The 26,029-nt window shown below is 72.6% G+C and carries 28 protein-coding genes; 9 read left to right on the forward strand and 19 right to left on the reverse strand.

Annotated features, from left to right (window positions below):
* Positions 1 to 59: 59 nt before the first annotated feature.
* Positions 60 to 1,133 (reverse strand): NAD(P)/FAD-dependent oxidoreductase, encoded by a 1,074-nt coding sequence (locus P1P70_RS04840; protein WP_319234873.1) that lies wholly within the window; start codon positions 1,131 to 1,133, stop codon positions 60 to 62.
* A 135-nt stretch (positions 1,134 to 1,268) separates the two neighbouring features.
* Between P1P70_RS04840 and P1P70_RS04845 the strand changes: the two genes are divergently transcribed.
* Complete coding sequence (locus P1P70_RS04845) at positions 1,269 to 1,757, forward strand: HAD family acid phosphatase (RefSeq protein ID WP_319234875.1); 489 nt, start codon at positions 1,269 to 1,271, stop codon at positions 1,755 to 1,757.
* A 39-nt stretch (positions 1,758 to 1,796) separates the two neighbouring features.
* On the opposite strand, the gene P1P70_RS04850 is transcribed toward P1P70_RS04845, so the two are convergent.
* From P1P70_RS04850 to egtA, 5 genes are all read right to left on the reverse strand, one after another.
* The gene (locus P1P70_RS04850) at positions 1,797 to 2,012 is read right to left on the reverse strand and encodes a dodecin (protein WP_319234876.1); all 216 of its coding nucleotides are present in this window, start codon (positions 2,010 to 2,012) and stop codon (positions 1,797 to 1,799) included.
* Positions 2,013 to 2,293: 281 nt separating this feature from the next.
* Positions 2,294 to 3,256, reverse strand: coding sequence for an L-histidine N(alpha)-methyltransferase (gene egtD, locus P1P70_RS04855; RefSeq protein ID WP_319234877.1), 963 nt, complete (start codon positions 3,254 to 3,256; stop codon positions 2,294 to 2,296).
* A complete protein-coding gene (gene egtC, locus P1P70_RS04860) occupies positions 3,253 to 4,062 on the reverse strand; it encodes an ergothioneine biosynthesis protein EgtC (protein WP_319234878.1) in 810 nt (269 codons plus the stop codon). Before egtC ends, egtD begins: the two co-directional genes overlap by 4 nt.
* Positions 4,062 to 5,408 (reverse strand): ergothioneine biosynthesis protein EgtB, encoded by a 1,347-nt coding sequence (gene egtB / locus P1P70_RS04865; RefSeq protein ID WP_319234880.1) that lies wholly within the window; start codon positions 5,406 to 5,408, stop codon positions 4,062 to 4,064. The genes egtC and egtB overlap by 1 nt, the downstream gene beginning before the upstream one ends.
* Entirely contained in the window at positions 5,405 to 6,679 is a 1,275-nt protein-coding gene (gene egtA, locus P1P70_RS04870; protein ID WP_319234882.1) for an ergothioneine biosynthesis glutamate--cysteine ligase EgtA, read from the reverse strand. Before egtA ends, egtB begins: the two co-directional genes overlap by 4 nt.
* A 249-nt stretch (positions 6,680 to 6,928) precedes the next feature.
* Here egtA and P1P70_RS04875 point away from each other — a divergent pair, with 249 nt between their 5' ends.
* Positions 6,929 to 7,054, forward strand: a complete 126-nt coding sequence (locus P1P70_RS04875) for a hypothetical protein (protein WP_319234884.1) — start codon at positions 6,929 to 6,931, stop codon at positions 7,052 to 7,054.
* Positions 7,051 to 7,890 (forward strand): TIGR02452 family protein, encoded by an 840-nt coding sequence (locus P1P70_RS04880; protein ID WP_319234885.1) that lies wholly within the window; start codon positions 7,051 to 7,053, stop codon positions 7,888 to 7,890. The genes P1P70_RS04875 and P1P70_RS04880 overlap by 4 nt, the downstream gene beginning before the upstream one ends.
* Before the next feature lie 58 nt (positions 7,891 to 7,948).
* Here P1P70_RS04880 and P1P70_RS04885 read toward each other — a convergent pair whose 3' ends face one another.
* Positions 7,949 to 8,185: a hypothetical protein gene (locus P1P70_RS04885; RefSeq protein ID WP_319234887.1), complete on the reverse strand. Its 237-nt coding sequence runs from the start codon at positions 8,183 to 8,185 to the stop codon at positions 7,949 to 7,951.
* A 399-nt stretch (positions 8,186 to 8,584) separates the two neighbouring features.
* Between P1P70_RS04885 and P1P70_RS04890 the strand changes: the two genes are divergently transcribed.
* The gene (locus tag P1P70_RS04890) at positions 8,585 to 9,346 is read left to right on the forward strand and encodes a carbonic anhydrase (protein WP_319234889.1); all 762 of its coding nucleotides are present in this window, start codon (positions 8,585 to 8,587) and stop codon (positions 9,344 to 9,346) included.
* A gap of 147 nt (positions 9,347 to 9,493) precedes the next feature.
* Here the strand turns inward: P1P70_RS04890 and P1P70_RS04895 are convergent, their stop codons facing one another.
* The 4 genes from P1P70_RS04895 to P1P70_RS04910 form a co-directional block, all read right to left on the reverse strand.
* Complete coding sequence (locus P1P70_RS04895) at positions 9,494 to 9,940, reverse strand: type II toxin-antitoxin system PemK/MazF family toxin (protein WP_319234890.1); 447 nt, start codon at positions 9,938 to 9,940, stop codon at positions 9,494 to 9,496.
* A gap of 125 nt (positions 9,941 to 10,065) precedes the next feature.
* Entirely contained in the window at positions 10,066 to 11,484 is a 1,419-nt protein-coding gene (locus tag P1P70_RS04900) for a flotillin family protein (RefSeq protein WP_319234892.1), read from the reverse strand.
* A 160-nt stretch (positions 11,485 to 11,644) separates the two neighbouring features.
* Complete coding sequence (locus tag P1P70_RS04905) at positions 11,645 to 11,869, reverse strand: hypothetical protein (protein WP_055513823.1); 225 nt, start codon at positions 11,867 to 11,869, stop codon at positions 11,645 to 11,647.
* 34 nt (positions 11,870 to 11,903) lie between these two features.
* Complete coding sequence (locus P1P70_RS04910) at positions 11,904 to 13,328, reverse strand: amidase (protein WP_319234894.1); 1,425 nt, start codon at positions 13,326 to 13,328, stop codon at positions 11,904 to 11,906.
* Positions 13,329 to 14,119: 791 nt separating this feature from the next.
* Between P1P70_RS04910 and P1P70_RS04915 the strand changes: the two genes are divergently transcribed.
* Entirely contained in the window at positions 14,120 to 15,154 is a 1,035-nt protein-coding gene (locus P1P70_RS04915; protein WP_319234896.1) for a LacI family DNA-binding transcriptional regulator, read from the forward strand.
* A 22-nt stretch (positions 15,155 to 15,176) separates the two neighbouring features.
* On the opposite strand, the gene trxA is transcribed toward P1P70_RS04915, so the two are convergent.
* On the reverse strand, positions 15,177 to 15,563 hold the full coding sequence (gene trxA, locus P1P70_RS04920) for a thioredoxin (RefSeq protein WP_319234898.1): 387 nt from the start codon (positions 15,561 to 15,563) through the stop codon (positions 15,177 to 15,179).
* A gap of 130 nt (positions 15,564 to 15,693) precedes the next feature.
* On the opposite strand from trxA, the gene P1P70_RS04925 reads away from it, so the two are divergent.
* The gene (locus tag P1P70_RS04925; RefSeq protein WP_319234900.1) at positions 15,694 to 17,160 is read left to right on the forward strand and encodes an NAD(P)/FAD-dependent oxidoreductase; all 1,467 of its coding nucleotides are present in this window, start codon (positions 15,694 to 15,696) and stop codon (positions 17,158 to 17,160) included.
* Between the two features lie 21 nt (positions 17,161 to 17,181).
* On the opposite strand, the gene P1P70_RS04930 is transcribed toward P1P70_RS04925, so the two are convergent.
* Positions 17,182 to 17,838 carry a peptide deformylase gene (locus P1P70_RS04930; protein WP_319234902.1) on the reverse strand — a complete coding sequence of 219 codons (657 nt, stop codon included), beginning with the start codon at positions 17,836 to 17,838 and terminating at the stop codon, positions 17,182 to 17,184.
* 180 nt (positions 17,839 to 18,018) lie between these two features.
* On the opposite strand from P1P70_RS04930, the gene P1P70_RS04935 reads away from it, so the two are divergent.
* Positions 18,019 to 19,428 carry a PepSY-associated TM helix domain-containing protein gene (locus P1P70_RS04935; RefSeq protein WP_319234904.1) on the forward strand — a complete coding sequence of 470 codons (1,410 nt, stop codon included), beginning with the start codon at positions 18,019 to 18,021 and terminating at the stop codon, positions 19,426 to 19,428.
* Positions 19,429 to 19,534: 106 nt separating this feature from the next.
* Here the strand turns inward: P1P70_RS04935 and P1P70_RS04940 are convergent, their stop codons facing one another.
* Both P1P70_RS04940 and P1P70_RS04945 read right to left on the reverse strand, forming a co-directional pair.
* The gene (locus P1P70_RS04940) at positions 19,535 to 19,984 is read right to left on the reverse strand and encodes a MarR family winged helix-turn-helix transcriptional regulator (RefSeq protein ID WP_319234906.1); all 450 of its coding nucleotides are present in this window, start codon (positions 19,982 to 19,984) and stop codon (positions 19,535 to 19,537) included.
* Positions 19,981 to 20,493 carry a MarR family winged helix-turn-helix transcriptional regulator gene (locus P1P70_RS04945; protein ID WP_319234908.1) on the reverse strand — a complete coding sequence of 171 codons (513 nt, stop codon included), beginning with the start codon at positions 20,491 to 20,493 and terminating at the stop codon, positions 19,981 to 19,983. The genes P1P70_RS04940 and P1P70_RS04945 overlap by 4 nt, the downstream gene beginning before the upstream one ends.
* Before the next feature lie 99 nt (positions 20,494 to 20,592).
* Between P1P70_RS04945 and P1P70_RS04950 the strand changes: the two genes are divergently transcribed.
* Positions 20,593 to 21,558, forward strand: a complete 966-nt coding sequence (locus P1P70_RS04950) for a pirin family protein (protein ID WP_319234910.1) — start codon at positions 20,593 to 20,595, stop codon at positions 21,556 to 21,558.
* A 296-nt stretch (positions 21,559 to 21,854) separates the two neighbouring features.
* On the opposite strand, the gene P1P70_RS04955 is transcribed toward P1P70_RS04950, so the two are convergent.
* Entirely contained in the window at positions 21,855 to 22,157 is a 303-nt protein-coding gene (locus P1P70_RS04955; RefSeq protein WP_319234911.1) for a DUF2218 domain-containing protein, read from the reverse strand.
* 101 nt (positions 22,158 to 22,258) lie between these two features.
* On the opposite strand from P1P70_RS04955, the gene P1P70_RS04960 reads away from it, so the two are divergent.
* Positions 22,259 to 22,816, forward strand: a complete 558-nt coding sequence (locus P1P70_RS04960) for a MarR family winged helix-turn-helix transcriptional regulator (protein ID WP_319234913.1) — start codon at positions 22,259 to 22,261, stop codon at positions 22,814 to 22,816.
* Here the strand turns inward: P1P70_RS04960 and P1P70_RS04965 are convergent.
* From P1P70_RS04965 to P1P70_RS04975, 3 genes are all read right to left on the reverse strand, one after another.
* Positions 22,738 to 23,553, reverse strand: a complete 816-nt coding sequence (locus tag P1P70_RS04965) for an ABC transporter ATP-binding protein (protein WP_319234915.1) — start codon at positions 23,551 to 23,553, stop codon at positions 22,738 to 22,740. The two genes, P1P70_RS04960 and P1P70_RS04965, sit on opposite strands and share 79 nt — an antisense overlap.
* 149 nt (positions 23,554 to 23,702) lie before the next feature.
* Positions 23,703 to 24,767: an iron ABC transporter permease gene (locus P1P70_RS04970; RefSeq protein WP_319234917.1), complete on the reverse strand. Its 1,065-nt coding sequence runs from the start codon at positions 24,765 to 24,767 to the stop codon at positions 23,703 to 23,705.
* The gene (locus P1P70_RS04975) at positions 24,764 to 25,840 is read right to left on the reverse strand and encodes an iron ABC transporter permease (RefSeq protein WP_319234919.1); all 1,077 of its coding nucleotides are present in this window, start codon (positions 25,838 to 25,840) and stop codon (positions 24,764 to 24,766) included. The genes P1P70_RS04970 and P1P70_RS04975 overlap by 4 nt, the downstream gene beginning before the upstream one ends.
* Between the last annotated feature and the right edge of the window lie 189 nt (positions 25,841 to 26,029).

Below are 26,029 nucleotides of genomic sequence, written 5' to 3' on the forward strand. Positions count from 1 at the left end.
CCGCGGGTTTCCAACGGGGTTTTCTTTGGCAGGGTCAGTTTTGTTTAAGAGACAGGCAACTACGGCGTCATCAGGGTCTTCGCCTTCGCCAGTGTCGACGTCCGCGACCCCAGTACTGCCGTCTCACCCCCCGGCACCGGCACCAGCGTGATCCCGTCGGCCGAACCGAAGGGAATGATCAGCGGGGTCCGCCGGATCGGCCGGTACAGTCGCGGTTCCTTGCGGTGCCTGCCCGAACTCTCCAGGTACGCGCGGATGTTGTGCGCGGCGATGTCCGCCTGGGCGAACGCGACGGGGGAGACCTTCAGCTCGCTCACATCGTTCACGTCACCGACCGCGAACACGTCGAGCCGCCCGTCGACCCGCAGCATCCGGTCGACCTTGACCTGCCCGGCCGCGTTCAGCCACGCCCCGTGGCCGGCCAGCCGCAGCCAGAGTGTGTTCGGGGTGGTGCCGTTGGCCCAGAACGCGAGGTCCGCCTCGAAGAGACCGCCCCGGCCGTCCCGGTACGTGCCGAAGTCGGGTCCCTGGGAGACGAACGAGTCGAGCCGTACCTCGACGTCGTGCGACTCCAGCCAGGTCAGGGCCCGTCGGCCCGCCCACTTGCTGCCGGTGGAACTGAGCAGCTCCGATCCGGCGTGCGCGAGGGTGACCCGCGCGTCCGGCCGGGCCAGCCGGATCTCGGCGGCGAGCTCCACACCGCCGGGCCCGCCGCCGACGACCAGGACGTGCTCGGCGGCCGCCACGCTCTCCTGGTGCGCGGCGAAGGTCTTGCCCGCCTCCTCGGGGGTGGTGCCCAGGAAGCGGGCCGGCTCGGGATAGTCCGCGCCGGTCGCGATCACCACCACGTCGTACGGCAGCCGCTCACCCGTGGCGAGCTTCACCCGGCGCTCGCCGGTGTCGATGTCGACCGCCTTGCCCACGACCACTCGGCCGTGGCGCAGCAGTCGGTCGTACGGGATGAAGGGGGTGGTCGTCCATGCCTCGTGCACGCCGGCGCGTAGCGCGGCGATGCGGTGGAAGAAGACCTCCTTGCGGTCCACGAGGGTGACCCGTGCGATCCCGTCCAGTTGTCTGGCGAGGCGGATGCCTCCGTATCCGCCGCCGATCACGATCACTTCGCCGTCAGGCACGCCGATTCTCCTGTGCTGGGTGGGGGGAGAGATGACGACCCTAACGTTTGAAACCTCAAGCTGCTGGCGGGGTTCGTGGTTGTTGTGTGAAGCGACGACGGACGACACGAGTCAGCCGCTGCCTAGGCTGGTGCCGTGACCGACAACGACCGGCCCCTCGCCGTATTCGACCTGGACAACACTCTCGCCGACACCGCGCACCGGCAGCGGTTCCTGGAGCGCAGCCCGCGCGACTGGGACGCGTTCTTCGCCGCCGCCCCGCAGGACCCGCCGCTGGCCGAGGGCGTCGCGCTCGCGCGGGAGAGCGCCGAGGAGTGCGAGGTGGTGTATCTGACCGGGCGCCCCGAACGCTGCCGCCGCGACACCGTCGACTGGCTCGCCGCGCAGGGGCTGCCGGAAGGGCGGATCTGGATGCGCCGCAACAACGACCGCAGGCCCGCCCGCCGCACCAAGCTGGAGATCCTCCGCGACCTCGCCCGGACGCGCGAGATCCGCGTCCTCGTGGACGACGACGAACTGGTCTGCGAGGACGCGGAGCGGGCGGGCTTCACGGTCGTACGGGCGCGCTGGGCCGCGACCTCCGCCGCGCTGAAGGTGGCGCAGGAACGGGAGGGCCGGACCTGAGGGCCGGGGGCCCTCAGGCCGGACCGTCGCGGCGGTCCGTCATTCGGCGTCGTCCAGCCGGAAACCGACCTTGAGGCCTACCTGGTAGTGCGCGATCTGCCCGTCCTCGATGTGCCCCCGGACCTGCGTCACCTCGAACCAGTCGAGGTTGCGCAGGGTCTGGGCGGCGCGGGCGACGCCGTTGCGGATGGCGTGGTCGACGCTCTCGCCCGAACTGCCGACGATCTCGGTGACCCGGTACACGTGGTCGGTCATGCGGGTTCTCCTTGTCGCGTGCTCCACCGGTGGCAGATGCGCCACACGTCACTCCACGGTGCCTCAGGCCCCGCCGGTTCGCGAGGGGGCGGGGTGGGGGTGCCTGTTTCGTCGCCGGGTGCGGGTGAGTGGGGGCTGGTCGCGCAGTTCCCCGCGCCCCTGAAAAGCCGGGGCTACGCCCCGTGCTTTTCAGGCCCGCAGGGGCCTGGTCTTTTAGGGGCGCGGGGAACTGCGCGAGAAGCCCCACCGGGCCGCACCCGACAACGCACCTCACCGCGCTCCTACCCCACCCCGCTCAACGACAACGCGAACCGCCCCTGCTCATCCGTCCACCAATGGGTCAACTCCAGCCCTACAGAACCCAGTTCGCCCCGCACCCCCTCCCTCCTGAACTTCGCCGAGACCTCCGTCCGCAGCTCCTCCCCGGCCTCGAAATCGACCGCGAGATCCAGCGCCTGGATCTTCACGGTCTGCGCCGTACGGGACCGCAGCCGCATCTCGATCCACTCGCACTCCGCGTTCCAGAGGGCGACATGGTCGAAGGCGTCGGCGTCGAAGTCCGCCCCCAGCTCCCTGTCGACCACGTCGAGGACGTTCTTGTTGAACTCGGCCGTCACCCCGGCCGCGTCGTCGTACGCGGCGACCAGCACCGCCTCGTCCTTGACCAGGTCCGTGCCCAGCAGCAGCGCGTCCCCCGGCGCCAGCAGGGCCCGTACGGCGGCCAGGAACGCGGCGCGCTCCACGGGCACCAGATTGCCGATCGTGCCGCCCAGGAACGCCACCAGACGCGGCCCCGGCGTCTCGGGCAGTTCGAGCCCGGCGGTGAAGTCGGCGATCAGGGCGTGCACGTTCAGCCCCGGCCGCTCGGCGACCAGCGCCTCGCCGGCCTGCCGCAGCGCGCTCTCGCTCACGTCGACCGGCACGTACGTGTGCAGGCCCGGCATCGCGTCCAGCAGGTGCCGGGTCTTGTCGGAGGAGCCGGACCCCAGCTCGACCAGGGTGCGCGCACCGCTCGCCGCGGCGATCTCGCCCGCCCGGCCGACGAGGATCTCCCGCTCGGCACGGGTCGGGTAGTACTCGGGCAACTCGGTGATCTTCTCGAACAGTTCACTGCCGCGCGCGTCGTAGAACCACTTGGGCGGCAGCGTCTTCGGGGTGCGGGTCAGGCCCTCCAGGACATCGGCGCGCAGGGCCGCGTCGGTGGCGTCCTCGGGCAGGGTGCGGGTGAGAACGAACGGGCTCACGCGGAAGGCTCCTTCGGCGGTGCGGAGGCGGACTCGTCGTGCGGGCGGCTGGGTTCCTCCAGCTCCTTGAGCGGGGTGAGCAGGACGTCCGTACGGCTCGCCGCCAGCAGCGTGCGGTCCGGGACCTCCACCCAGTGCGGGTCGTCGTCGTACGGCTCGGACGCCACGACCGTGCTGCGGCCGGGCTCGGCGAGGTACCAGAGCGTGTCGCCCCAGGCGGTCGCCGCGATCGCCTCCCCGTTGGTCAGGAGCAGGTTGAGCCGCGAGCCGGGAGCCGCCCGGGCGACGTCGAGCACCGTGTCGGCCAGCGCCTGGCCCTCCTCGTCGCCCGCGCGCAGCCGGTTGAGGACCAGCGCCCACACGAGCGCGGAGTCGTTGCGGGCCTCCATCGAGAGCAGTTCCGCGGCGGGCAGACCGTCCGCGAGGTGCCCGAGCGACCGGGGCCAGCCGGCGACCGCCCCGTTGTGGCTGAACAGCCAGGGCCCGGCGGCGTACGGCGCCGCGGCGGCCTCGTTGTCCGCCCCCGGCACCGTGGCGTCCCGTACGGCGGCCAGCAGCGCCCCGGAACGGACCACCCGGGCCAGGTCGGTGAAGGACAGGTCCCCCCAGATGGGTCCGGACCGGCGGTAGCGCCCCGGCACCGGGTCGCCCTCGGCGTACCAACCGACCCCGAACCCATCGGCGTTGACCGTCCCGTGCCGCTGCCGCCGCGGCGCCCACGACTGGCGGAACAGGCTGTGCGGCGGATCCACCAGCACCCTGCCCAGCGCCGATTCCGGCCCGAGATAAGCGAGATGACGGCACATCAGCGGACCTCCGAAGAGGCGTCCCGGGCGGTGCGGAAGCCGCTGAAGATCTGCCGCCGGATCGGATAGTCCCAGTTGCGGAACGTCCCCCGGCACGCCACCGGGTCCACGGCGAACGCGCCACCGCGCAGCACCTTGTACTCGGGGCCGAAGAACACCTCCGAGTACTCCTTGTACGGGAACGCCGTGAACCCCGGGTAGGGCAGGAAGTCGCTCGACGTCCACTCCCACACGTCACCGATCAACTGCCGTACACCCAGCGGTGATTCCCCTGCCGGATAGCTGCCGGCCGGTGCCGGGCGCAGATGCCGCTGCCCCAGGTTGGCGTGCTCGGGCTCCGGATCGGCGTCGCCCCACGGGTAACGGCGGGAGCGGCCGGTGACCGGGTTGTGGCGGGCGGCCTTCTCCCACTCGGCCTCCGTGGGCAGCCGCCGCCCCGCCCAGCGGGCGTACGCGTCGGCCTCGTACCAGCACACGTGCAGCACCGGTTCGTCGGCCGGTACGACCTCGGTGACCCCGAAGCGCCGTCGCAGCCACTGCCGGCCGTCGCGCCGCCAGAACAGCGGCGCGTGGATGCCGTGCGCGCGGATGTGGTCCCAGCCCTCGGCCGTCCACCAGCGCTCGTCGTCGTAGCCGCCGTCCTCGATGAACGCCTGGTACGCGCCGTTCGTCACCGGCGTGGTGTCGATGTGGAAAGCGGGAACGGTCCGCCGGTGCGCCGGCCGCTCGTTGTCCAGCGCCCACGGCTCGGTCGAGGTGCCCATCGCGAACTCCCCGCCGGGCACGAGGACTTCGGGCGGGCCGGTGTACAGCGGTACCGGCTCCGGGTCCGGCGCAGACAGCGCCGCAGGCCCCTTGCGGAGCTGATGAGTGATCAGCATCGTCTCGTCGTGCTGCTGTTCGTGCTGGGCGATCATGCCGAAGGCGAAGCCCGCGTCGGTGAGCCGGGTGCCGTGGAAGTCGGTGCTCTCCAACACGTCCAGAGCCCGCCCCCGCACCTCCGCCAGATAGCGCCGGGCCTCCTCGGGCGGCAGGAGCGGCAGCGAGGGCCGCTCGGCGCGCGGGTGCTCGAAGGCGTCGTACAGCCCGTCGATCTCGGGCCGCATCGCCTCCCGTCCGGCGACGTTCCGCAGCAGCCACAGCTCCTCCTGGTTGCCGATGTGGGCGAGGTCCCACACCAGGGGCGACATCAGCGGCGAGTGCTGCGCGGTGAGATCGGGGTCGTCGACGGCGGTGGTCAGGAGCGCGGTGCGGGCCCGGGCGGTGGTCAGCGCCGCCAGCGCGCGCTCCCGGAGTATGTCGGGGTCGGCGTCGGCCGCCGGGGCCGGCGTCTGCGGTGCGGTCATGCGGGGAGGTCCTTCCCGTGGAACAGGTCGAGCAGATCGTCGGCGGGGCAGCGGCCCCGGGCCACATAGCGGTCGGTGTACGCCGCGACCGCGTCCAGCACCTCGGAGCTCGCCCCGAGTCTGGGCAGCGCCTCGGCCGCCGCCGCGAAGCAGACGACCGCCGCCTCCCGCAGTTCGGGATCGGCCAGCCCGTCCCGGGAGGCCGCCTCCCACAGCGGATTGCGTGGTGGCGGTTGCGAACCGGCCCGTTCCGCGAGGGGCTTGACGGTCCGGTAGGCGGTCTCGGCGGCCGCCGGGTCCTCGAACAGAGCCGCCGTCACGGCGAGCGGCACGATCCACCCGTCCTCGCCCGGCTGCGCGTCGATCATCCGGAACTCCAGATGGCCGCGCGGGCGCACCGGAGGGAACAGCGTCGTCAGGTGGTAGTCGAGGTCGGCGCGGCTCGGCGGGGTGTCGGACCGCGTCCACTCCCGGAACGTCATCGCTCCGGGCACACCCCAGGGGCCCTCGTCGGCGCGGACGCACATCACGGGCGCGTCCAGTACCAGCCGGGCCCACGCCGTGCGCGGGTCGCCGTCGAGCGAGGGCGCGTCCGTGCGCCCGGGGTCCATGGCGGCCCACAGCGCCTGCCGGGTCGAACGCCATCCGGTGACCTTGCCGCGCGCCAGCGGGGAGTGCGCGAACGCCGCCACCAGTACGGCGCCCAGCTGGTGCGACAGCCACCAGCGCCGCTGGTGGCCGAGGGGGCCCGGCTCCTCGTACCCGGCGTCGAGACACACCTGCACCGAGGCGGAGGAGCACATCATGGCCCGCCCCTCGGGCCCGAAGCGGTCGAGATAGATCTCCATCGCGTCGTAGCGGGGTTCGTGGAGGTAGCGGGTCGGGGGGTTCCAGGGTTCGTGGCCGTAGCCGCTGATGCCGAGGTCCGCCTCGCGCAGTGTCGCGCGTACGGCGGTGAGGTCGGCCGAGACGGACCCGACGCACTCCATCAGGGAGCCGGCCGGTGCCGAGCTGAGCTCCAGCTGGCCGCCGGGTTCGACGGTGAGGGCCGAGTTCAGGGTCAGGGTCCGCAGTGCGGCGTAGGCCGCTTCGAGTCGTTCGGGTGTTGCCGGGAGCCGTGGGTCACGCAGCTCGTGGACGTGCCATTCCAGCTCGACACCGAGGGTGCGGGGTGGGCCGGTCTTGAAGCAGATGCCCCGTACCAGGGCCTCCACCTCCGCCTCGGTGACCGGGGAGCGGTGCTCCGTACAGCCACTCGTCGAATCTGACATGTCGGGATCCTCCTGAGATGCCATCTCGTCAGCCAAGCCGCCGATCCCCGCCCGGTGGGGCCGGACCGGCAGCGCTCGTCCCACCCAAAACCCTCGCGCCGCATTCGCACAAGGGGGCACATCGTGGCAATGCGGATCGGTGATCTCCGTTTCCGGGGACTCCTGGCACCTCTTCCCGTACCCGTACCGGGTCATTCACTCGAGGAAATTCCGTTGTGGTCACTCACCAGCATCGTCCAGGATGCGCCCATGAGCACGACGGGGGAGCACGCGCGGGCAGCGCTCGCGGAGCACACGGAGTACGCGGAGCCCATGGAGTACACGGAGCCCATGGAGTACGTGGAGCCCGCGGAGCACACGGCGGTGACGCGATGAGCGCCCGCCTCCGCGGAATCGCACACGAGACCGAGCAGATCGTCGCGGCGGGCGGCTACCGCGCCCCCGCCGGCCACGAGGTCTCCCTCACGGCCGAGATCGAGGCCGCACGGTCCGGCACCCGCCTCTACGGCCCGGCCCCGGTGCCGATCCCACCGGTCGACCCCGTCCCGTCGACGGTCGAGGTCACGGGCGAGAGCAGCCTGGAGGCCGCCCACCGCCTGACGGCCACCGGCGCCACCCCCGTGGCCGTCCTCAACTTCTCCTCCGCGCGCAACCCCGGCGGCGGCTACCTCAACGGCGCCCAGGCCCAGGAGGAGGCCCTCTGCCGGGCCTCCGCCCTCTACGCCTGCGTCCGCGAGGCCCGGGCCTTCTACGACCACCACCGCGCCCACCGCGACCCGTTCTACACGGACCGGGTCATCCACTCACCCGCCGTCCCCGTCTTCCGCGACGACCGGGGCACCCTCCTCGACACCCCGTACACGACCGGCTTCCTCACCTCGGCCGCCCCGAACGCGTCGGTCGTCCGCCGTACGACGCCGGAGCGCGCCCAGGAACTCCCGCGCGCCTTGGCCGTACGCGCGGAACGCGTCCTGGAGACGGCCGCTGCGCACGGCTACCGCCGCCTGGTCCTGGGCGCCTGGGGCTGCGGGGTCTTCGGCAACGACCCGGCGCAGGTGGCGACCGCCTTCCGTACCCTGCTCACGGACGGCGGCCGGTTCGAGGGCCGCTTCGCGCACGTGGTGTTCGGAGTGCTGGACCGCACGCGGGGTGCCACGGTCCGCACCGCCTTTGAACGAGCGTTCAGCCCCGGTCCCGCACGGCTCCGGTAGGCGGCGCGATCCGCCCGGACAGCCCGCGAACGACCGTGACAGACCGCCCGGCCGACGTTCACGTGCCGTCACCCGTCGTGGGCGGCAGGTCGGCGAGGGCCTTCTCCGCCGCCGCGAGGACCGCCAGCGGCGCCTTGTCCAGCGGTTCGCGCAGCTCCCGCCCCCGCCACCTCCGCGTCGTACGCCGGAACGCCTCCGCGCACGCCTCGCCGATGTCACGGATCGCGTCCAGCGCGGACCGGTACGCCGCATCTGGCCCGGGTTGACGGAGCCGTCCTCCAGCATGAAGTCCCATCGTTCCCAGACCGTGGTCGCGCCCATGGTGACGGGACCGATCCCGGCGTGGGCCTTGGCGTCCCCCGGCCGCTCGGGCGGCGCGTCGGGGTCCAGTCGGTCGCCGAACTGCAGCCCTCCTCCCACAGCACAACTCGCGCCGCAGGCCGCCGGCTTGGCCATGGAAGTCCCGGCGGCCCGGGTCACGGTTGGGTCACGGCATCGGCCGGACGGAACGTGTCAAAGCGAGGCACCCATGGGATTCCCCTGACCCATCAGATACCTCGCCGTTATCGCCGTACATAACTGTGAAGCGCGGCTGTCGGTCGCCGCACACGACCTCCACGGACGTCTGGCACATTGCGTGCGCTCCAACTTTCAAGCACCTGGTGTGCACCCCCCACGGAAAGGCGCAAGACCCATGAACAGTGCTGGACAGCCGCAGCGCAGAGCCATACTCGCCGGAGGGCTGCTGGCCGCCACGACAGCCCTCGTCACCGGCTGTTCGTCGAAGGCCGACGGCGCGGAGAAGAACGTGGTGGGCGCGGCGAAAACCCCCTCGACCGCGGCGAGCCCGAGGCCGGAGACGCCCTGGGCCGCGTTCGCGAGGCTGATGGACGGCAACAAGCGCTGGGTCGACGGGAAGCTGCAGCACCCCGACCGTGACCCGAAGCGCCGCGAGTTCGTCGCCGAGGAGCAGGACCCCTTCGGCGTGATCCTCTCCTGCATCGACTCCCGGGTGCCGCCGGAGCTGGTCTTCGACACCGGGCTCGGTGATCTCTTCGTCATGCGCACCGGCGGTCAGGTGGTCGACGCCGTGGTCACCGGATCCGTCGAGTACGGCCCCATGACGTCCGGGACCCCGCTGATCGTCGTCCTGGGACATCAGCGCTGCGGCGCCATCAAGGCCGCGTACGAAGCGATGCGCGACGGCAAGGAGTTGCCGGGCAACCTCCAGGCGATCTCCGAAGCGCTGCGGCCGGCCTACGAGGCGACCTCCAAGGACTCCGACGACCCGGTCGACGCCATGATCCGCGTGCACGTGAAGCAGACCTCCGCCGGCCTGCGGTCCAACAAGGACCTCGCCCCGCTCGTGCGCAAGGGAGACCTGGCCGTGGTCAGCGCCTACTACTCGCTGGACACCGGTCGGGTGGAGGTCCTCACCGGAGCCCCGTCCCGCTGACCGGACCGCGCGACGGCCGCACGCCGTGACCGAGGCCGTTGAGGAGTCGCGGACGGGCGCGCGTGTCCGAAGAAAAGGGCACCCGCACAAGGGCACCCGCCCGCCCGCGACCTCACAGCGACAGACCGAGCGGACAGGCCCTCGCGTCTACCGCCACCCGTACCGTTCCCGCAGCCGGTGCACCACGGAGTTGAACCGCATCCGGTCCAACGCGCACGCCTCCCGCCGCATCCCCGCCTCGTGCAGCCGCAGCACCCGGTCCACGTCCACCCACGAGTCCCGCCCCGACCGGTCCCACGGCCCGCTCCCGATCGGCACCCACTCCCGGTCCCCGTCGTGCCGCTTGCTCGACAACTGCACGGCGAGCAGGGTCCCTCCGGCCTCCCGGGCCACGACCAGCACGGGCCGGTCCTTCCCCCGCCCGTCGTTCTCCTCGAACGGCACCCACGTCCAGACGATCTCCCCGGGATCCGGATCCCCGTCGTACGCGGGCGAGTACTCGGTCCGCACCCGCCCGACCTCTCGGGGATCGGCCTCGGCGGTGGCGGAGGGCCCGTAGCGCCCCGGCGCGTCCTGCTCGGCAAAGGAAGTCACAGCGCACACGCTAACCCGCGCCCCGTCAGGGGCGCGGGCCAGTGTGTCGAGGTGCGACTCCGCCGCGTGGGCGCGCTCAGCCACCTCCCGCCTGCGGCTGCCCGCCCATGGCCGGAGCCACGGCGCTACGACTCCCTGTCGACCTGCACCTTCTCCACGGCCGTCTTCTCCACCGGCACCCCATTGACCCCGGCCGAGCCGCCGGCGGGCACCCCGTTCTGGTTCATCGAGGCCAGCAACTGCCGAGCCAGCCCCAACCCCGTCCCGCCCATCGTGAGCGCCTTGGCGAACATGTCCGCCATCCCGTCGGCCCCGTTGAGCAGCACCATGTTGTCGACGTTTCCGAAGGCGGACGCCCCCGCCTGCACGATCTCCGGCCACCGCTCGGCCAGTTGCTGCGCGATCACCGCTTCCTGGTTCTCCGCCAGCGCGGCGCTGCGCGCCTTGATGCCCTCGGCCTCGGCGAGCCCCTTCGCCCGCGTGGCCTCGGCCGCCGCGAGTCCCTTGGCCTGCCGGGCGGCGGCCTCGGCCTCACCGGTGACCTGCGTCGCGGTCGCCTCGGCGGCGGCCGCCAGCTCGGTCTCCTTGGCCTTGGCCTGCGCGGCGGAGATACGGGCGTCGCGCTCGGCCTCGGCGAGGGTCCGCTTCTCGTAGGCCTTGGCGTCGGCCGGCTTGCGGACGTCCGCCTGGAGCTGCTGCTCGCGCCGGGCCGCCGCCAACTCCGCGACCCGCGTCTCCTGGACGACGACCTCCTGGAGGGCGGCCGCCTCGGCCAGCGGACCGGCCTGCTTGGCCCGCGCCGAGGCGTTGTCCCGCTCCGCCTGGTAACCGGCCTGGAGGATCTCACTGTCCCGGGTGGCCTCCGCCATGCGCGCGGCGGCCTGCTGCTCGGCCTCGGTGGCGAGCCGGTTGGCCTCGGCCTGGGCGATACGGGCGTCCCGCTGGACGGCCGCCGCGTGCGGCATGGCCAGGTTCTTGATGTAGCCGGTCGGGTCCTCGATCTCGTGGATCTGCAGCGAGTCGACGATCAGACCCAGTTTCTCCATCTCAGTCCCGCACGCGGCCCGCGTCTGGCCGGTCAGTTTCTCGCGGTCGCGGATCATGTCCTCGACCGTCAACCCGCCCACGATGGACCGGAGATGACCGGCGAACACGTTGTGCACCCGTTCCGAGACCCGTTTCTGCTGGCCGAGGAAGCGGCGCGCGGCGTTGGCGATGGACACGAAGTCGTCGCCCACCTTGAAGATCACCACGCCCCGGATCTTCAGCGGAATGCCTTGGAAGGTCACGCACTCCACGGCCAGCTCGGTCTGGTTGAGGTCGAGCGACAGCTTGCGCACCGCCTGCACACCGGGGAGCACGAGCGTGCCGCGCCCGGTGACGATACGGAAGTTCATGCCTTCCGTCAGGCCCTCCATCTTGTGCTTGGAGCCCGAGATGATCAGAGCCTCGTTCGGTTCGGCGACACGCCACATGAGCTTGAACAGAGCGATCAGTACCAGAGCCACCGCTGCGGTCGCCCCCGCGATGATGCCGATGAACATCGGCACACCCCCCTCGGCCAGGTGCCCTTTCGGCACCGAACGTCGGGAGTGTCCCGCGTGGTGCAGCGGGGGTACAGGTACCGGGAGACCGTTGTTGCAGTCCTGATGCCAACCGGTTCCCGAAAGCCGACAGAGCGCGGCCCGAGCATCTCACGGACCGTCAACTGTCGTACGCCGCAGACACATACACGGTGCGCGGCGGCAGGTACTCGATCACCATCACCAGGGTCCCCGGTTCGATCCGGTCCTTCGCGGAGGCGGGGTAGGCGAGGAAATGCTCGGCGCCGCCCCGCACCCGGACGATCACCTCGCCGACGAGCCCGGGACCGACCGCACCGGTCACCCGTCCCATCAGACCGACCATCGACGCTTCGTCCATGGTCACAGCCTACGGGGCATGCCCCGTGCTCCGAACCCGCTCACACGGCGGGCGAGTTCGCGGTGGTGTGCTCCGGCGGCCACCTCTCGTGCCAGCGCTGGTCCGCCTCCAACTGCGCGGCCAGCGACAGCAGGAGAGGCTCGCTGTTCGCGGGGCCGAGCAACTGCGCGCCCACCGGCAGCCCGCCGTCCACGAACCCCGCCGGGACGTTCACCCCGGGCCAGCCCAGCACGTTCCACGGCCAGGCGTACGGGCAGGCCGCGATCATCGCGCGGTCGGTGCCGAGTCCGCCGAGGTTCAGCATGGACCCGACACGGGGCGGGGGTGCGGCGGTCGTCGGCGCCAGCAGCACGTCGTACGACGAGAAGAGCGCGCCGATCCGCCGGTGCAGCGTGACCTCCGCGCGGCGGGCCAGCCGCAGGGGCGCCCCGCCGAGCAGCCGGCCGAGGCGGGCGGCATCGAGGGTGCGGCGGTCGAGGAGGCCCTGCTCGGTGATGGCGCCGACCCGTTCGGCGATACCGGCGGTGGCGCGCGGGACGAACGTCAGTCCGATCTGCCCGTACCGGGGTTCCGCCTCCTCCACCACGTGCCCGAGCGCGGCGAGGCGCTCCGCCACCGCCCGCACCCGCTTCTCCACCCGCGCGTCGAGCCGCGCGGGCACCGCGGTGAACGGCGGCTTCAGCGACAGGGCGATCCTGAGCCGGCCCGGGTCCCTCCCGACGGCCTCGGAGGCGTTGACCGCGGTCGGCCGGTGCAGGTCGCCCTCGTGGTTGCCGCTCGCCGCGTCGAGGAGGAGCGCGGCGTCGGCGACCGTGCGGGCGAGGGTGCCGTTGACGGTGATGCCCTGGAAGGACTCCGCGTGCGGCCAGGTTGAGATGCGGCCCCGCTGGGGCTTGATGCCGACGAGGTGGGTCCAGGAGGCCGGGATGCGGACCGAGCCCGCGCCGTCCGAGCCCAGCGCGGCCGGTACGAGTCCGGCGGCCACGGCCGCCGCCGAGCCACCGGAGGAGCCGCCCGGGGTGTGGTCCGGGTGCCAGGGGTTCCGGGTGGCGCCGAAGGCCGGCCCCTCGGTGAACGGCCACTGCCCCAGCTCGCAGGTGTTGGTCTTGCCGACGACGATCGCCCCGGCCGCGCGCAGCCGCCGTACGGCCTCGCCGTCCTCCGGCAGCGAGGGGAACTCGCCCTGGCAGCCGAACGCGGTCGGTTCCCCCGCCACGTCCATGTCGTCCTTCACGGCCACCGGGACGCCGAGCAACGGCCGCCGCCCGCCCGCCGCCAACTCCCTGTCCGCCGCCTCCGCCTCCACGAGCGCCGCCTCGGCGCGCACCCGCCGGAACGCGTTCACGGTCCCCTGGCTCGCCTCGATCCGCGCCAGCGCCGCCTCTGCCAGCGTCCGCGACGTCACCTCCCCGGCGGCCAGCGCCCGAGCACACTCCACGAGACCCGGCGCACGGTCCACACCCATACGGAACACCTCCGGAAGCAGGACTTTCTACCGAACGGTAACGTCCGCGCGGCCACGGTGGTACGGGGAGGACGACTTCGCTGACGGGGGCGGCGATTCGTGCGAGGAGGAGGGGCGGGCGCCGCGCCGGTACTCCACCCTCCAGGACCGGCTGATCCACGCCGAGGCCCTCGTCGGCGTGATCAGCGGGTCCGCACCCCGAAGTCGACCCCGAGATCGAGCCCGAGATCGGCCCCACCCCGAGATCGGCCGCGGACTGCAGACCGGCCGCGGCCCGCGGACCAGCCGTCGTGGTGACCGCGTGGGCCGTGGCCGCCGTCCAGGGCCGGTCCGCCGCCGCCCACTCCAAGTCCCGCACGCCGGGTGGGGGTTCGGCTCCCGCCGTTCGGCGGGCTGCCGTGGGCAGGCCGAAGCGGCGTCGCCCCCACAGCCAACACATAGTTCACGCCATAGCTTTCGGGCATCATCGTCACAGGAAACCCACACCGGCGACCGGGGACCGGACGGGGAAGAGGCGCCCAAGTGCACGGCCGCACACCGGTCGTACGCCCTTGGCCAGGCACGGCGTGACCCGTCGCGCACGCAGGCCGACACGTCGTACGTCTGTGCGGGGTGCCCCTCGGCCCGCCCTTGTGGAGATGGCGCGAAATGGCTGCCGGGTTGCACAGATTTCGAACACATTCGCCAAACTGCCCTGCCACAAAGATCGGTGGCCCGACCCCGAGCTCCCGCATGGCCGGTACGCCCCCGGCCGGAACGACCTTCACCGCTTCTGCAAGGATGCCGTCCTCATGGTGCAGATACCGAAAGAGCCCGCCCCGCCCTCGCCCCTGCAGCGATCCGTGCCCACGAGCGCCGACGTGGCTCGACTCGCGGGTGTCTCACGCGCGACGGTCAGCTACGTCCTGAACAACACCAGCGCGGTCCGTATCAGCGAACCCACCCGCCGCCGGGTCCACGAGGCGGCCAAGGAACTCGGCTACGTCCCCCACGCGGCGGCCCGCAGCCTGCGCGCCGGCCACAGCCGCCTGGTCCTCATGCCCACCCCGAACGTGCCCATCGGCCCGCTCTACAGCCAGTTCATCAACGAGATCCAGTGGGCCCTGAGCCGGCTCGACTACACCGTCGTGCAGCACGGCGGCATCGGCCTGCGCGGCGACGACGCCGCCCGCGCCTGGGCCGAACTGCGCCCGGTCGCCGTGATCGTGCCCGGTGTGGGTATCGGCCCGCAGGGCGTGGCCGTTCTCAAGCGCTCCGGAGCCAAGGCCGTCGTCACCCTCACCCCCGAACCCGTCGAGGGCGCCCACGCGTTGATCCTGGACCACGCGGGCGTCGGCCACAGCGCGGGACGGCACCTGGTCGAGCGCGGCCGCCGCCGGATCGGGGTCGTCGTTCCCGAGGAGCCCGGCTTCGGGGTCTTCTCCCTGCCCCGCCTCGCCGGCGTACGACGCGCGGTGCAGGGCACCGAGGCGACGGTCACCGAGCTGCCGCTCGCGTACGACGAGGCGGCCGCGGCCCGGCTCGCCCGTGACTGGCGTTCCCTGGGCCTGGACGCGGTGTTCGCGTACAACGACGAGTACGCGATGCTGCTGATGCGGGCCCTTCAGGACGAGGGCATCGGCATCCCCGACGAGACGGCCGTGGTCGGGGCCGACGACCTGATGATCGGGAGGCTGCTGCGGCCGCGCCTGAGCACCGTCCACCTGGAGCTGCCGTCCGGACGCGACCTCGCCGAACTGGTCGACCGCGTGGTGCGCGACCCCGCCACGATCCCCACGACACACGACGTGCTGGCCGCGAGGATCGTCCACCGCGAGTCGAGCTGAACGCCGAGTCGACGGGTCCGGCTCACTGACCGTTCTGTTCGACCTGTGCCTGCTGCTCGGCGACGGCCTTGCGGACCTCGTCCATGTCCAGCCTGCGGGCCTGCCCGATGACGTCGGTCAGCGCGGCCTCCGGCAGCGCGCCCGGCTGCGCGAACACGGCGACCTGGTCACGGACGATCATCAGCGTCGGGATCGACTGGATGCCGAAGGCCTGGGCCAGCTCCGGCTGGGCCTCGGTGTCGACCTTGCCGAACACCAGGTCGGGGTTGTCGTCCGCGGCCTTCTCGTAGACCGGGGCGAACTGCCGGCACGGCCCGCACCAGGACGCCCAGAAGTCGATCAGGACGAACTCGTTGTCGGTGACCGTCTGGTCGAAGTTCTCCTTGGTGAGCTCCACGGTGCTGCTCATGGCGTGCATCCCTCTTCCTGGTCTCTCTGGGTACTCGGGCGAGCCGCTCTCGACAACGCCACCCCACGGGGGCGTATTCCGCGCGCGTACCCGTGTGGCCACGGCGCACACCACCAACCAGACTGGCCCCATGACGGATACGGAAATCACCGGAACCACCGAGAGCGCGGCTGAAGCGACGGCGATCGAGTACGACGTCGTGGTGCTCGGTGCCGGACCCGTGGGGGAGAACGTCGCCGACCGCACCCGCGCCGCCGGACTCTCCACCGCGATCGTGGAGAGCGAACTGGTGGGCGGCGAATGCTCGTACTGGGCGTGCATGCCCAGCAAGGCCCTGCTGCGCCCCGCGATCGCCCGCGCCGACGCCCGCCGCGTCCCCGGTCTGCGCGGGCTGGTCGACGGCCCGCTGGACGCCGCCGAGGTGCTCGCCCACCGCGACTACGAGACCGCCCACTGGAAGGACGACGGCCAGGTCGGCTGGCTGGAGAGCATCGGAGCGACCCTGTACCGGGGGCACGGACGCCTGGCCGGGCCCCGCCGCGTGGTCGTGGACGCCCCCGACGGTGGCCGCCATGTCCTCACCGCCCGGCGCGCGGTGGTCGTTTCCACCGGCAGCCGTGCCCTCCTGCCCGACCTGCCCGGGCTCGCGCAGGTCCGCCCCTGGACCAGCCGCGAGGCCACCAGCGCGCAGGAGGTCCCCGGCCGGCTGATCGTCGTCGGCGGCGGTGTCGTCGCCGTCGAGATGGCCACCGCCTGGCGGTCCCTGGGCTCCGAGGTCACCGTCCTCGTCCGCGGCAAGGGCCTGCTGCCCCGGATGGAGCCCTTCGCCGGCGAACTGGTCGCCGAGGCGCTCACCGAGGCCGGTGCGGACGTCCGCACCGGCACCTCGGTGACGGCGGTCTCCCGCGAGAACGGGACCGTGGTGGCCCTCACCGACGCCGGCGACCGCCTGGAGGCCGACGAGATCCTCTTCGCCACCGGACGCGCCCCGCGCACCGACGACATCGGCCTCGACACGGTCGGCCTGGAACCCGGCTCCTGGCTGCCCGTCGACGACAGCCTCCGGGTGACGGGCAGCGACTGGCTGTACGCGGTCGGCGACGTCAACCACCGGGCGCTCCTCACCCACCAGGGCAAGTACCAGGCCCGAATCGCCGGGGCCGCCATCGCCGCCCGCGCGGCCGGCGTCCCGCTCCTGGAGAGCGACCCGTGGGGCGCCCACGCGGCCACCGCCGACCACGCCGCCGTCCCCCAGGTCGTCTTCACGGACCCCGAGGCCGCCGCCGTCGGCCTCTCCCTCGCCGAGGCGGAACAGGCCGGACACCGCGTCCGCGCGGTCGACGTCGAGTTCTCGTCCGTCGCGGGCGCGGGTCTGTACGCCGACGGCTACCGGGGCCGCGCCCGCATCGTCGTCGACCTGGACCGCGAGATCCTGCGCGGCGTCACCTTCGTCGGCCCCGCCGTCGGCGAGCTGATCCACTCCGCCACCGTCGCCGTCGCCGGAGAGGTCCCGATCAGCCGCCTCTGGCACGCGGTCCCCTCGTACCCGACGATCAGCGAGGTGTGGCTGCGGCTGCTGGAGGCGTACCGGGGCTGAACCGGCCGTCGCCGAGCCGCGTCAGTCGGGCAGGAGGAAGCCCAGCTCCCGCGCGGCCCTGGCCGGGGTCGGGTCGTTCCAGCGGTCGGCCATCGCCTGGTTCGAGGAGAGGGACCGCGGTTCGGCGTGGTCGAGGTAGAGAGTGCCGTTCAGGTGGTCCGTCTCGTGCTGGACGATCCGGGCGGGCCACCCCGCGAACTCCTCGTCCACGGCCCGCCCGTGCTCGTCGAGCGTCCGTAGCCGCACCTTGGCGTGCCGGGCCACCACGGCCTGCCAGCCCGGCACGCTCAGACAGCCCTCGTAGAACGCGTCACGGTACGGCCCGACCGCCTCGTACGCCGGATTGACCAGGACGCGGAACGGCTGCGGCACCCGGCCCCGGGCCAGCCGTACCTCCTCCGGAACCGGCGCGGGGTCCTCGATCACCGCGAGGCGCAGGGGGACGCCGACCTGGGGCGCGGCGAGACCGACGCCCGGGGCCGCGTGCATGGTGGCGCGCAGCGCGGCGACGAAGCGGGCCAGGAGACCCGGCTCCAGCTGGCCGTCGAAGGGCTCGGCGGTGCGGCGCAGCACCGGGTCGCCCGCGGCGACGATCGGCAGCGGCCCCTCGTGGGCGAGGAGTTCCTCGACCCGGTCGCTCAAGGGGCGGGACTCGGTGCGATCACGTTCGGAAGCCATCGGGCCAGGATGCCAACCGGGTACGCGCGACGCGAGGCGGCTCTCGCGGGGCGGCCGCCCTCGGCGCGGCGTCGACCCGGGAGGGTGTGACCCGCATCACAGGAGGCGCCGGGAACTCGGAGCGCGCACGCCCCGACTACTGAACCGCCACGACGTCCCCGCATCCCGGAGCACCCGCCGATGACCATCGCCCCCTCGACCGAGACGGACGAGCCCCAGAAACCCCTCGCCAAGCCGGAGGGCTCGACGAGGGGCTGGGCCTCGCTCCGGCCGCTCGTCCTGCGGCTGCACTTCTACGCGGGCGTCCTCGTCGCCCCGTTCCTGCTGGTCGCCGCGGTGACCGGCGGCCTGTACGCCGCCTCGTTCACGGTCGAGAGGATCGTCTACGCGGACCAGATGACCGTCGCGAAGACCGGCGACGAGAAGCTGCCGATCTCCGAACAGGTGGCCGCCGCCCGCAAGGCGCACCCTGAGGGCACCATCTCCGCCGTGCGCCCCTCGCCGGAGGACGACGCGACGACCAGGGTGATGCTGACGGGCGTCGAGGGCATCGACGAGACCAACACCCTCGCGGTGTTCGTCGACCCGTACACGGCGGAGGTGCGCGGGGCGCTGGAGCAGTACGGCTCCACGGGTGCGCTGCCGGTGCGGACCTGGATCGACAAGTTCCACGCCAACCTCCAGCTCGGCGAGACCGGCCGCCTCTACAGCGAACTCGCCGCCAGCTGGCTGTGGGTCATCTCGGGCGGCGGTCTGGTGCTGTGGTTCGCCCGCCGCCGCGCCCAGCGCAAGGTGCGCGGCACCTCCGGCCGCCGCCGCACCCTGGGCCTGCACGGAACGGTCGGCGTCTGGGCGGCCCTCGGGTTCTTCTTCCTCTCGGCGACCGGTCTGACCTGGTCCACGTACGCGGGCGCCAACATCGAGGTCCTGCGCACCGAACTCCACCAGGCGACCCCGGCGATCTCCGCCGCGGCGGGCGACCACGGCGCCCACGGGGGCGGCTCGACGGGCGAAGGGGCGGCCGCGGAGGGCGACCTGGACAAGATCCTGGCCGCCGCGCGGGCCGAGGGCCTCGGCGACCCGGTGGAGATCGTGCCGCCCGCCGACGCGACCTCCACGTACGTGGTCAAGCAGGTCCAGCGCAGCTGGCCCACCAAGCAGGACGCGGTGGCCGTGGACCCGGCGACCGCCGAGGTCACCGACACCCTCCGGTTCGCCGACTTCCCGATCCTCGCCAAGCTGTCCCGCTGGGGCATCGACGCCCACACCGGCGTCCTGTTCGGCCTCGCCAACCAGCTCCTCCTGATCGCCCTGGCGGCCTCCCTCGTCATGCTGATCGTCTGGGGCTACCGCATGTGGTGGCAGCGCGGCCGCGCCTCGTCCTTCGGACGCCCGATCCCGCGCGGCGCATGGCAGCACGTGCCGCCCCAGATCCTGGTCCCCGCGCTCGCCGTCATCGCCGTCCTCGGCTACTTCGTGCCCCTGCTCGGCATCCCGCTGGCGGTGTTCATCGCGGTGGACGTCGTCCTGGGCGAGATCGCCCATCGGCGCGGCAAGCGGTCGTACGGCGGCAAGGTGGAGGCGAAGTAGCGCGGGGCGTGGTCACCGGGGCTGTGGCGGGCCGGCGGGTGCCGGGGTCGGCCCGCTCCGGCGCGTCCGCTGGGGGATGCCCCTACTTCATGCCCTCTTTCATGCCCTATCTCAACGCGGCCAGCTCCGCGTCGGCCCGCTCGGTGATGAGTGTCAGCGCGCGACCGGCGGCGGCCAGCTCCTCGTCCGGGATGCCGGCGTAGATCCGGGCGGAGACGGGTGCGACCTCGGCGGTGGACCCGCTGTAGGCGTCCCGCCCGGCATCCGTGATCCTGAGTCGGGACGGCCGCGCCGGGTCCGCCTCCACCAGCCGCGCGGCGACCAACTCCTCGACCACGGACCGTATGTCGGCCTTCTCGACCTTGAGCGAGTCGACGACCTGGTCCACGACCCCCTCCCGGTCGACGGGTCCGTCGGCGACCGCGACGACCCGGAGGGCCACCGACTGCTGGAACGTCAGACCGTGCCCGGCCAGCACCTTCTCCAGGACCGCGCGGGCGGCGTAGTGGGCGAGGCCGATGACCCGGGAGTTCAGGACGGGCGTGGTGGTGGTCATGGTTGCTCCTTCTCGTGTTCCTGTTCGGCGGACGGGACGAGCGGTACGTGGGGCGGTACGTCGAGCGGCACGTCGAGCAGGGTGGTCAGCTCGCGGGCGAACTCCCGGGTGCGGGCGCCGTCGAGACCGCCGAGCGGCTCCAGCAGCTGCCCCATCAGCCCCTGTACGACCTCGATCGCGCGCCGGGTGACCTCGTGCCCCTGCTCGGTGAGCGTCAGCTGCACGGCACGGGGGTCGCGGGGGCCCCGGGCACGTTTGAGAAGTCCGGCGGTCTCCAGGGCGCGGGCCAGCTTGGAGACGTACAGGGCCTCCAGGCCGGTGTGGTCCGCGAGCTGCCGCTGACTGGGCCGCAGCCCGTCCCGGTGCATGCCGTGCAACGACGCCACCAGCGCGTACTGCGCGTGCGTCAGCCCCAGCGGCGCGACCGCGCGGTCGACGGCGACCCGCCACTTCATGGACAGCCGCCAGACGAGAAAACCGGGCGTGGCGCCCTCGATGACCGAGCTCATGCCAAATACCGTACATGGCTACTGTAGCCATGGCTACTATATTGCCATGGAGGGCCACGTACTCCACGCGTCACCTTGGGCGGGGCTAAGTTGTGAGACATGAGCAATCTTGATCGCGAAGCGGTGCCCGCGGTGTGCGGCGGCCGGGGCTTCGTCGTGGCCGAGCCGGTCCGTGAACTCCTCAGCCCCCGCAGGGTGAAGCTCGGCGAGTCCACCGAGGTGCGGCGACTGCTGCCGAACCTGGGCCGCCGCATGGTGGGCGCCTGGGCCTTCGTCGATCACTACGGTCCCGACGACATCGCCGACGAGCCCGGCATGCAGGTGCCGCCACACCCGCACATGGGTCTGCAGACGGTCAGTTGGCTGCACCAGGGCGAGGTACTGCACCGCGACTCCACGGGCAGCCTCCAGACCATCCGCCCGCGCGAGTTGGGCCTGATGACCTCCGGCCGGGCGATCAGCCACTCCGAGGAGAGCCCGAAGTCGCACGCCCGCTTCCTGCACGGTGCCCAACTGTGGGTGGCACTGCCGGACAGCGACCGGCACACCGACCCGCGCTTCGAGCACCACGCGGAGCTGCCCGTCGTCACGGCGGCCGGCCTGAGCGCGACCCTCATCCTCGGCAGCCTGGACGGCGCGACCTCGCCGGGTACGACGTTCACCCCGATCGTCGGCGCGGACCTCACCCTCGCACCGGGCGCCGACCTACGCCTGCCCCTCGAACCCGACTTCGAGTACGCGGTCCTGTCCATGTCCGGCGAGGCCCACGTCGACGGCGTCCCCGTCCTCCCCGGCTCCATGCTCTACCTCGGCTGCGGCCGCACCGAACTCCCCCTGCGCACCGACACACACGCCTCCCTGATGCTCCTCGGCGGCGAGCCCTTCGAGGAGGAACTGATCATGTTCTGGAACTGGATCGGACGGTCGCAGGAAGAAATCGCACAGGCCCGTCAGGATTGGATGGAAGGGTCGAGGTTCGGGGAGGTGAAGGGGTACAACGGGGACCCGCTGCCGGCACCAGAGCTGCCACCGACGCCCCTGAAGCCACGAGGGAGGGCCCGTTGACCTGCGAAAATCGCTGACTCGTCGGTGGCGGGCGAGCGACCCGTCTCCGGGTGCCGCCGACAGCGCTTAGACCGGCCTCAGGAGGGCGGCTTAACTCGTGGGAGGCCCAATGGGTGCTGCCGAGCGAGTCCACGGTCTGGCTGTCTTTGGGTAGCTGTGGCAGGACTCTTGCCAGAAGCAACCTGCTGGCCTGCGGATATGGGTTCGGTCGAGATTCCGCCGGGACCGCTGGCCCTGGGTTGGTCCGGATCTTGGGCTGATTTGGGGGTGGCCGCGGTTGTCGGCGTGGGGACTGGTCAAGCACGGTCCCAGACGACGTGGAGCCCTTCGTCGGCGGCGAATCGTTCGAGGTGTACGGCGATGACATGCCGGACCTGGGACAGGGCGCCCTCGTCCGGGCCTGTGGCGGCGAGGTGCAGGGCCGTGTCGTCGTACGTCATGGCACAGGCACCGCCTGCGAGGAGCAGGGTGATCGTGTCGTCGTCGTGCACCACCTCACACCTGCGGCCGAGGTGGGAGGCGAGCTGCTTGCGCCAGCGCTCGCCCCGTGGGGTGGATACGTCGGCGTTGGACCGTAGAGTCGTCTTGTGCGTGGTCATGTGGTTCTTCCTGTCCGTTGGTGTCTTGGTGTGCCTGCCGCCATGTCGTGGCCAGGCCGTCGGGGGGGCCGGTGACCGGGTCGGGGCGGGAAGGGACGGAGGTGCTGGGGCTGGTACGGCAGCTGCCGTTGCTCGGGGCCGTGTCCCGGGTCGCCCGGCGGGCCGTGCGACGGCAGGTCTCGCAGGAGCGGCTGCCCGATGCGCAGATCGAGGTGCTGCGCACGGTCGAGGCACATCCGGGTATCGGGACGCGGGCGGTGGCCGAGCGGCTGCAGTTGGTGCCGAACACGGTGTCGACCATCGTGGGCGACCTGGTGCGCGCCGGGCTGCTCAGGCGTGCTCGTGACCGTTCGGACCGGCGGGCCGCGCGGCTGTACCTGACCGAGGAGGCGGTGGCCCGTCTGAAGGCCTGGGTGGCGGCCGGGGACGAGGTGCTGTCGACGGCGCTGCTGCTCCTTGACGAGGCCGACCGCCGGGCGCTCGAAAGGGCGATGCCCGCGCTGCGCCGGCTGCTGGACGTCCTTGACGAAGCCGACGGGGGTGACGGGGAACGGGAGGGCGACCGAGGTGGTGAGCCCGCTCATGGAGCGAGCCCCCGGGGCACGACCAGCGGGCGGTCGGAGCCGGGGTCGCGCAGTACGTCGGCCTCCACGCCGTAGAGGCGGCGGATCAGCTCGGGTGTGACGATCTCTCGCGGGGCGCCTTCCGCGACCACGCGTCCGGCTTTCATGGCGACGAGATGGTCCGCGTAGCGGCAGGCCAGCATGAGGTCGTGCACGACGATCACGACCGTCCGGCCGGCGGCGGCCAGTTCCCGGAGCAGTTCGAGGACTTCGAGTTGGTGGCCGAGATCCAGTGCGGACGTGGGCTCGTCGAGGAGCATGACGGCCGTCTCCTGGGCGACGGTCATGGCGATCCAGGCGCGTTGCCGCTGTCCTCCGGACAGGGTTTCCAGGGGGCGGCCGGCCAGGGCCTTCATGTCGGTGGCGCCGAGCGCCCGGTCGACGGCCTGCTGGTCCTGCGGCGACCACTGACGCAGCAGGCCCTGGTGTGGTTGTCGGCCGAAGCGGACCAGGTCGGCGACGGTCAGTCCGTCCGGGGCAAGGGCCGACTGGGGGAGCAGGCCGACACGGCGGGCGGCCTCCCGGGCGGGCAGCCGCGCCAGGTCCCGACCGTCGAGCGATACCGTGCCACCCGCAGGCCGGTGCAGTCGGCTCAACCCGGCCAGGAGCGTGCTCTTGCCGCAGCCGTTCGGGCCGACGACGGCGGTCAGGCGGCCGAGTGGGAGAGCGAGCCGCACGGCGTTCACGGCGATCGCCTGTCCGTGGGCGAGGGAGAGGTCGTCGGCGCGTAGTACGGCCGACGGGGTGGCCGCGGTCGCCGACGTCGCCGTCACGAGGGAAGCGGTGCCGTTCCTTGCGGGCGCCCTGGGTTTCACCTCGGGCGGAGCAGCGGCCGCCTGCGCTGAGGTCGGATGTGAGGGCGTGTTCGGTAGGGGCAGGGGCAGGGCCGTCGCGGCATCCGGGGACGGAGTGGCGGGGCGGGTCATGGCAGCCTCCGGGGGCGCGATGCGAGCAGGAGCCAGAGCAGGTAGGGGCCGCCGATGACGGCCGTGACGAGCCCGGCCGGGACTTCGACGGGTGCGGCCAACGTGCGTCCGGCGGTGTCGGCGAGAAGGACGAGCGTCGCTCCGGCCAGTGCGCTGCCGAGGACGGGAACGCCGTGCGGACCGCAGACGCGGCGGGCGGCTTCGGGGGCGAGCAGCGCGGCCATTCCCAGCGGTCCGCCGACGGCGACCGCGAGCCCGGCGCACACGACCGCGACCGCGAGCGCGGCGAGCCGTACCGCACGGACCCACACTCCGAGTCCGGCCGCCACAGAGTCGCTCAGGCGCAGCACGGTGAGCCGCCGTCCCGCCAGCAGCGCGAGGGGCAGGCACCCGGCGAGGCCGTAACCGAGCAGGGCCACCGGAGTTGGGGGGCGTGCGTTGAGGGTGCCGACCGCCCACGGGAACGCGGCGTTCGCGGCATCGATCGGCGCACGGACCAGCAACAGGCTGGTGATCGAGCCGAGCACCGCGCCCACCCCGAGCCCCACGACGACGAAGCGATAGCCGGAGGTGCCCGCCCCGCCCGCGAGGCCGAGAGCCAGCGCCGCGGCGGTGGCCGCTCCGGTGAGGGCCATCGCGGAGGGGGCGAGGGAGGTGGACGCGCCCACGACGGAGGCGACCGCGAAGGCCGTGGCGCCGTCGTCGATACCTACCGTGCCGGGGGTGGCGAGCCGGTTGCGCGCGAGGGTCTGCATCAGGCACCCGGAGACGCCGAGTGCGGCGCCGACGAACAGCCCGGCGACCAGTCGCGGCGTCCGCAGTCGCTGCACGACGAGCACGTCGGCCGGGTCACCGGCGCCGGCCAGCGCGGGCAGGGAGCGTAGCGGGTTCATGGGTACGGTGCCGACGGCGAGGGCGGCCGTGACAGCGAGGAGGACCGCCCCGGCGAGCACGGCGCACCCGAGGGCCGCCCGCAGGCGCACCAGTACGGACATACAGCCGACGCGCAGCAGCAGGGTGCCCGACGGGGACCGCAGGGCCGGGGCGGTGGTCGTGGTCACAGCGTCGGCACCCGTCGGGAGCGCACCACGGCGACGAGCACGGGAGCGCCGATCAGGGCGGTGACCACGCCGAGCGGCATCTCGTACGGGCGTACCAACAGCCGTGAGACGACATCGGCGGCCAGGACGACGACCGGCCCCAGCAGCAGGGAAGGGACGAGTACCCGGCGCAGGTCCGGTCCGACCAGCGCCCTTGCGGCGAAGGGGACCACGAGGCCCACGAAGCCGATCGGCCCGGCGATCGCGGTGGCGCCACCCACCAGCAGAGCCACTGCCACGACGGCGGTCAGGCGGGTGCGGCGCGGCCGGTGGCCGAGCCCTGCGGCCACCCGCTCCCCGAGGGCCATTGCGGAGAGCGGGCGGGCCACCAGCAGCAGGAGCAGTCCGCCGAGCAGCAGCGCGGGAGCCACATCGGCCAACATGGCGAGGTCCCGCCCGGCAACCCCTCCGACCGTCCAGAACCGCACCTCGTCGGCGGTGCGGCTGTCCATCAACAGCAGCACGGAGGTCAGCGACCCCAGCAGGCCGCTGAGCGCGGCACCGGCCAGGACGAGCCGCAGCGGGTCGTCGCCGACGCCCCGCAGCCGCGCCGCCCCGACCGCGGCGAGACAGCCGAGCAGGGCACCGAGCACGGCGGCGTACGGGCCGAGCGTGGCCACGCCGCCGCCCAGCGCGATGACGAGAACGACGCCCGTGGACGCGCCGGCGCTGACACCGAGCAGGCCCGGCTCGGCGAGTGGATTGCGCGCGGCCGCCTGCAGCACCGCTCCGGCCGTGCCCAGCGCCGCGCCGACGGTCACGGCCACGAGTGTGCGGGGCCGGCGCAGGTGCCACACGGCGAAGGCCGCCTCCGGGTCCCCCGAACCGCCGCTCACCTCCCGCCAGGAGCGGACGGGGCCCACCTCGCCGCTGCCGATCAGCAAGGACGCGAGGGCGCTGAGTGCGAGGAGGGCGAGCGGTACGGCGATGCCGACCGTGGTGGTGCGGCGGCCCGTCCGCCTACGGCGACTGAGGGTTCGGCCCCCAGGTGCGGCAGCGCTGCTGGTGGACCGCTCGTGTCTTCCGACGAGCACGTGGCTGACCTCCGACGGCTCTCGCGCCGAACGGGGCGCATGTGCTTAGGTTAGCCGAACCATACCTCTGTCACAGAGGTTTATCTAATACCTCTCCGATTGCCCCTCCGTTCATTGCTCCTCTGGCTGCCCCGCCGGTTCAGAGGTCTCATCTGCTCTCCTCACTCACTGGGAGTCATCGTGCGTCGT

The organism is Streptomyces sp. MB09-02B, from assembly GCF_033794485.1.
Lineage (GTDB): Bacteria > Actinomycetota > Actinomycetes > Streptomycetales > Streptomycetaceae > Streptomyces.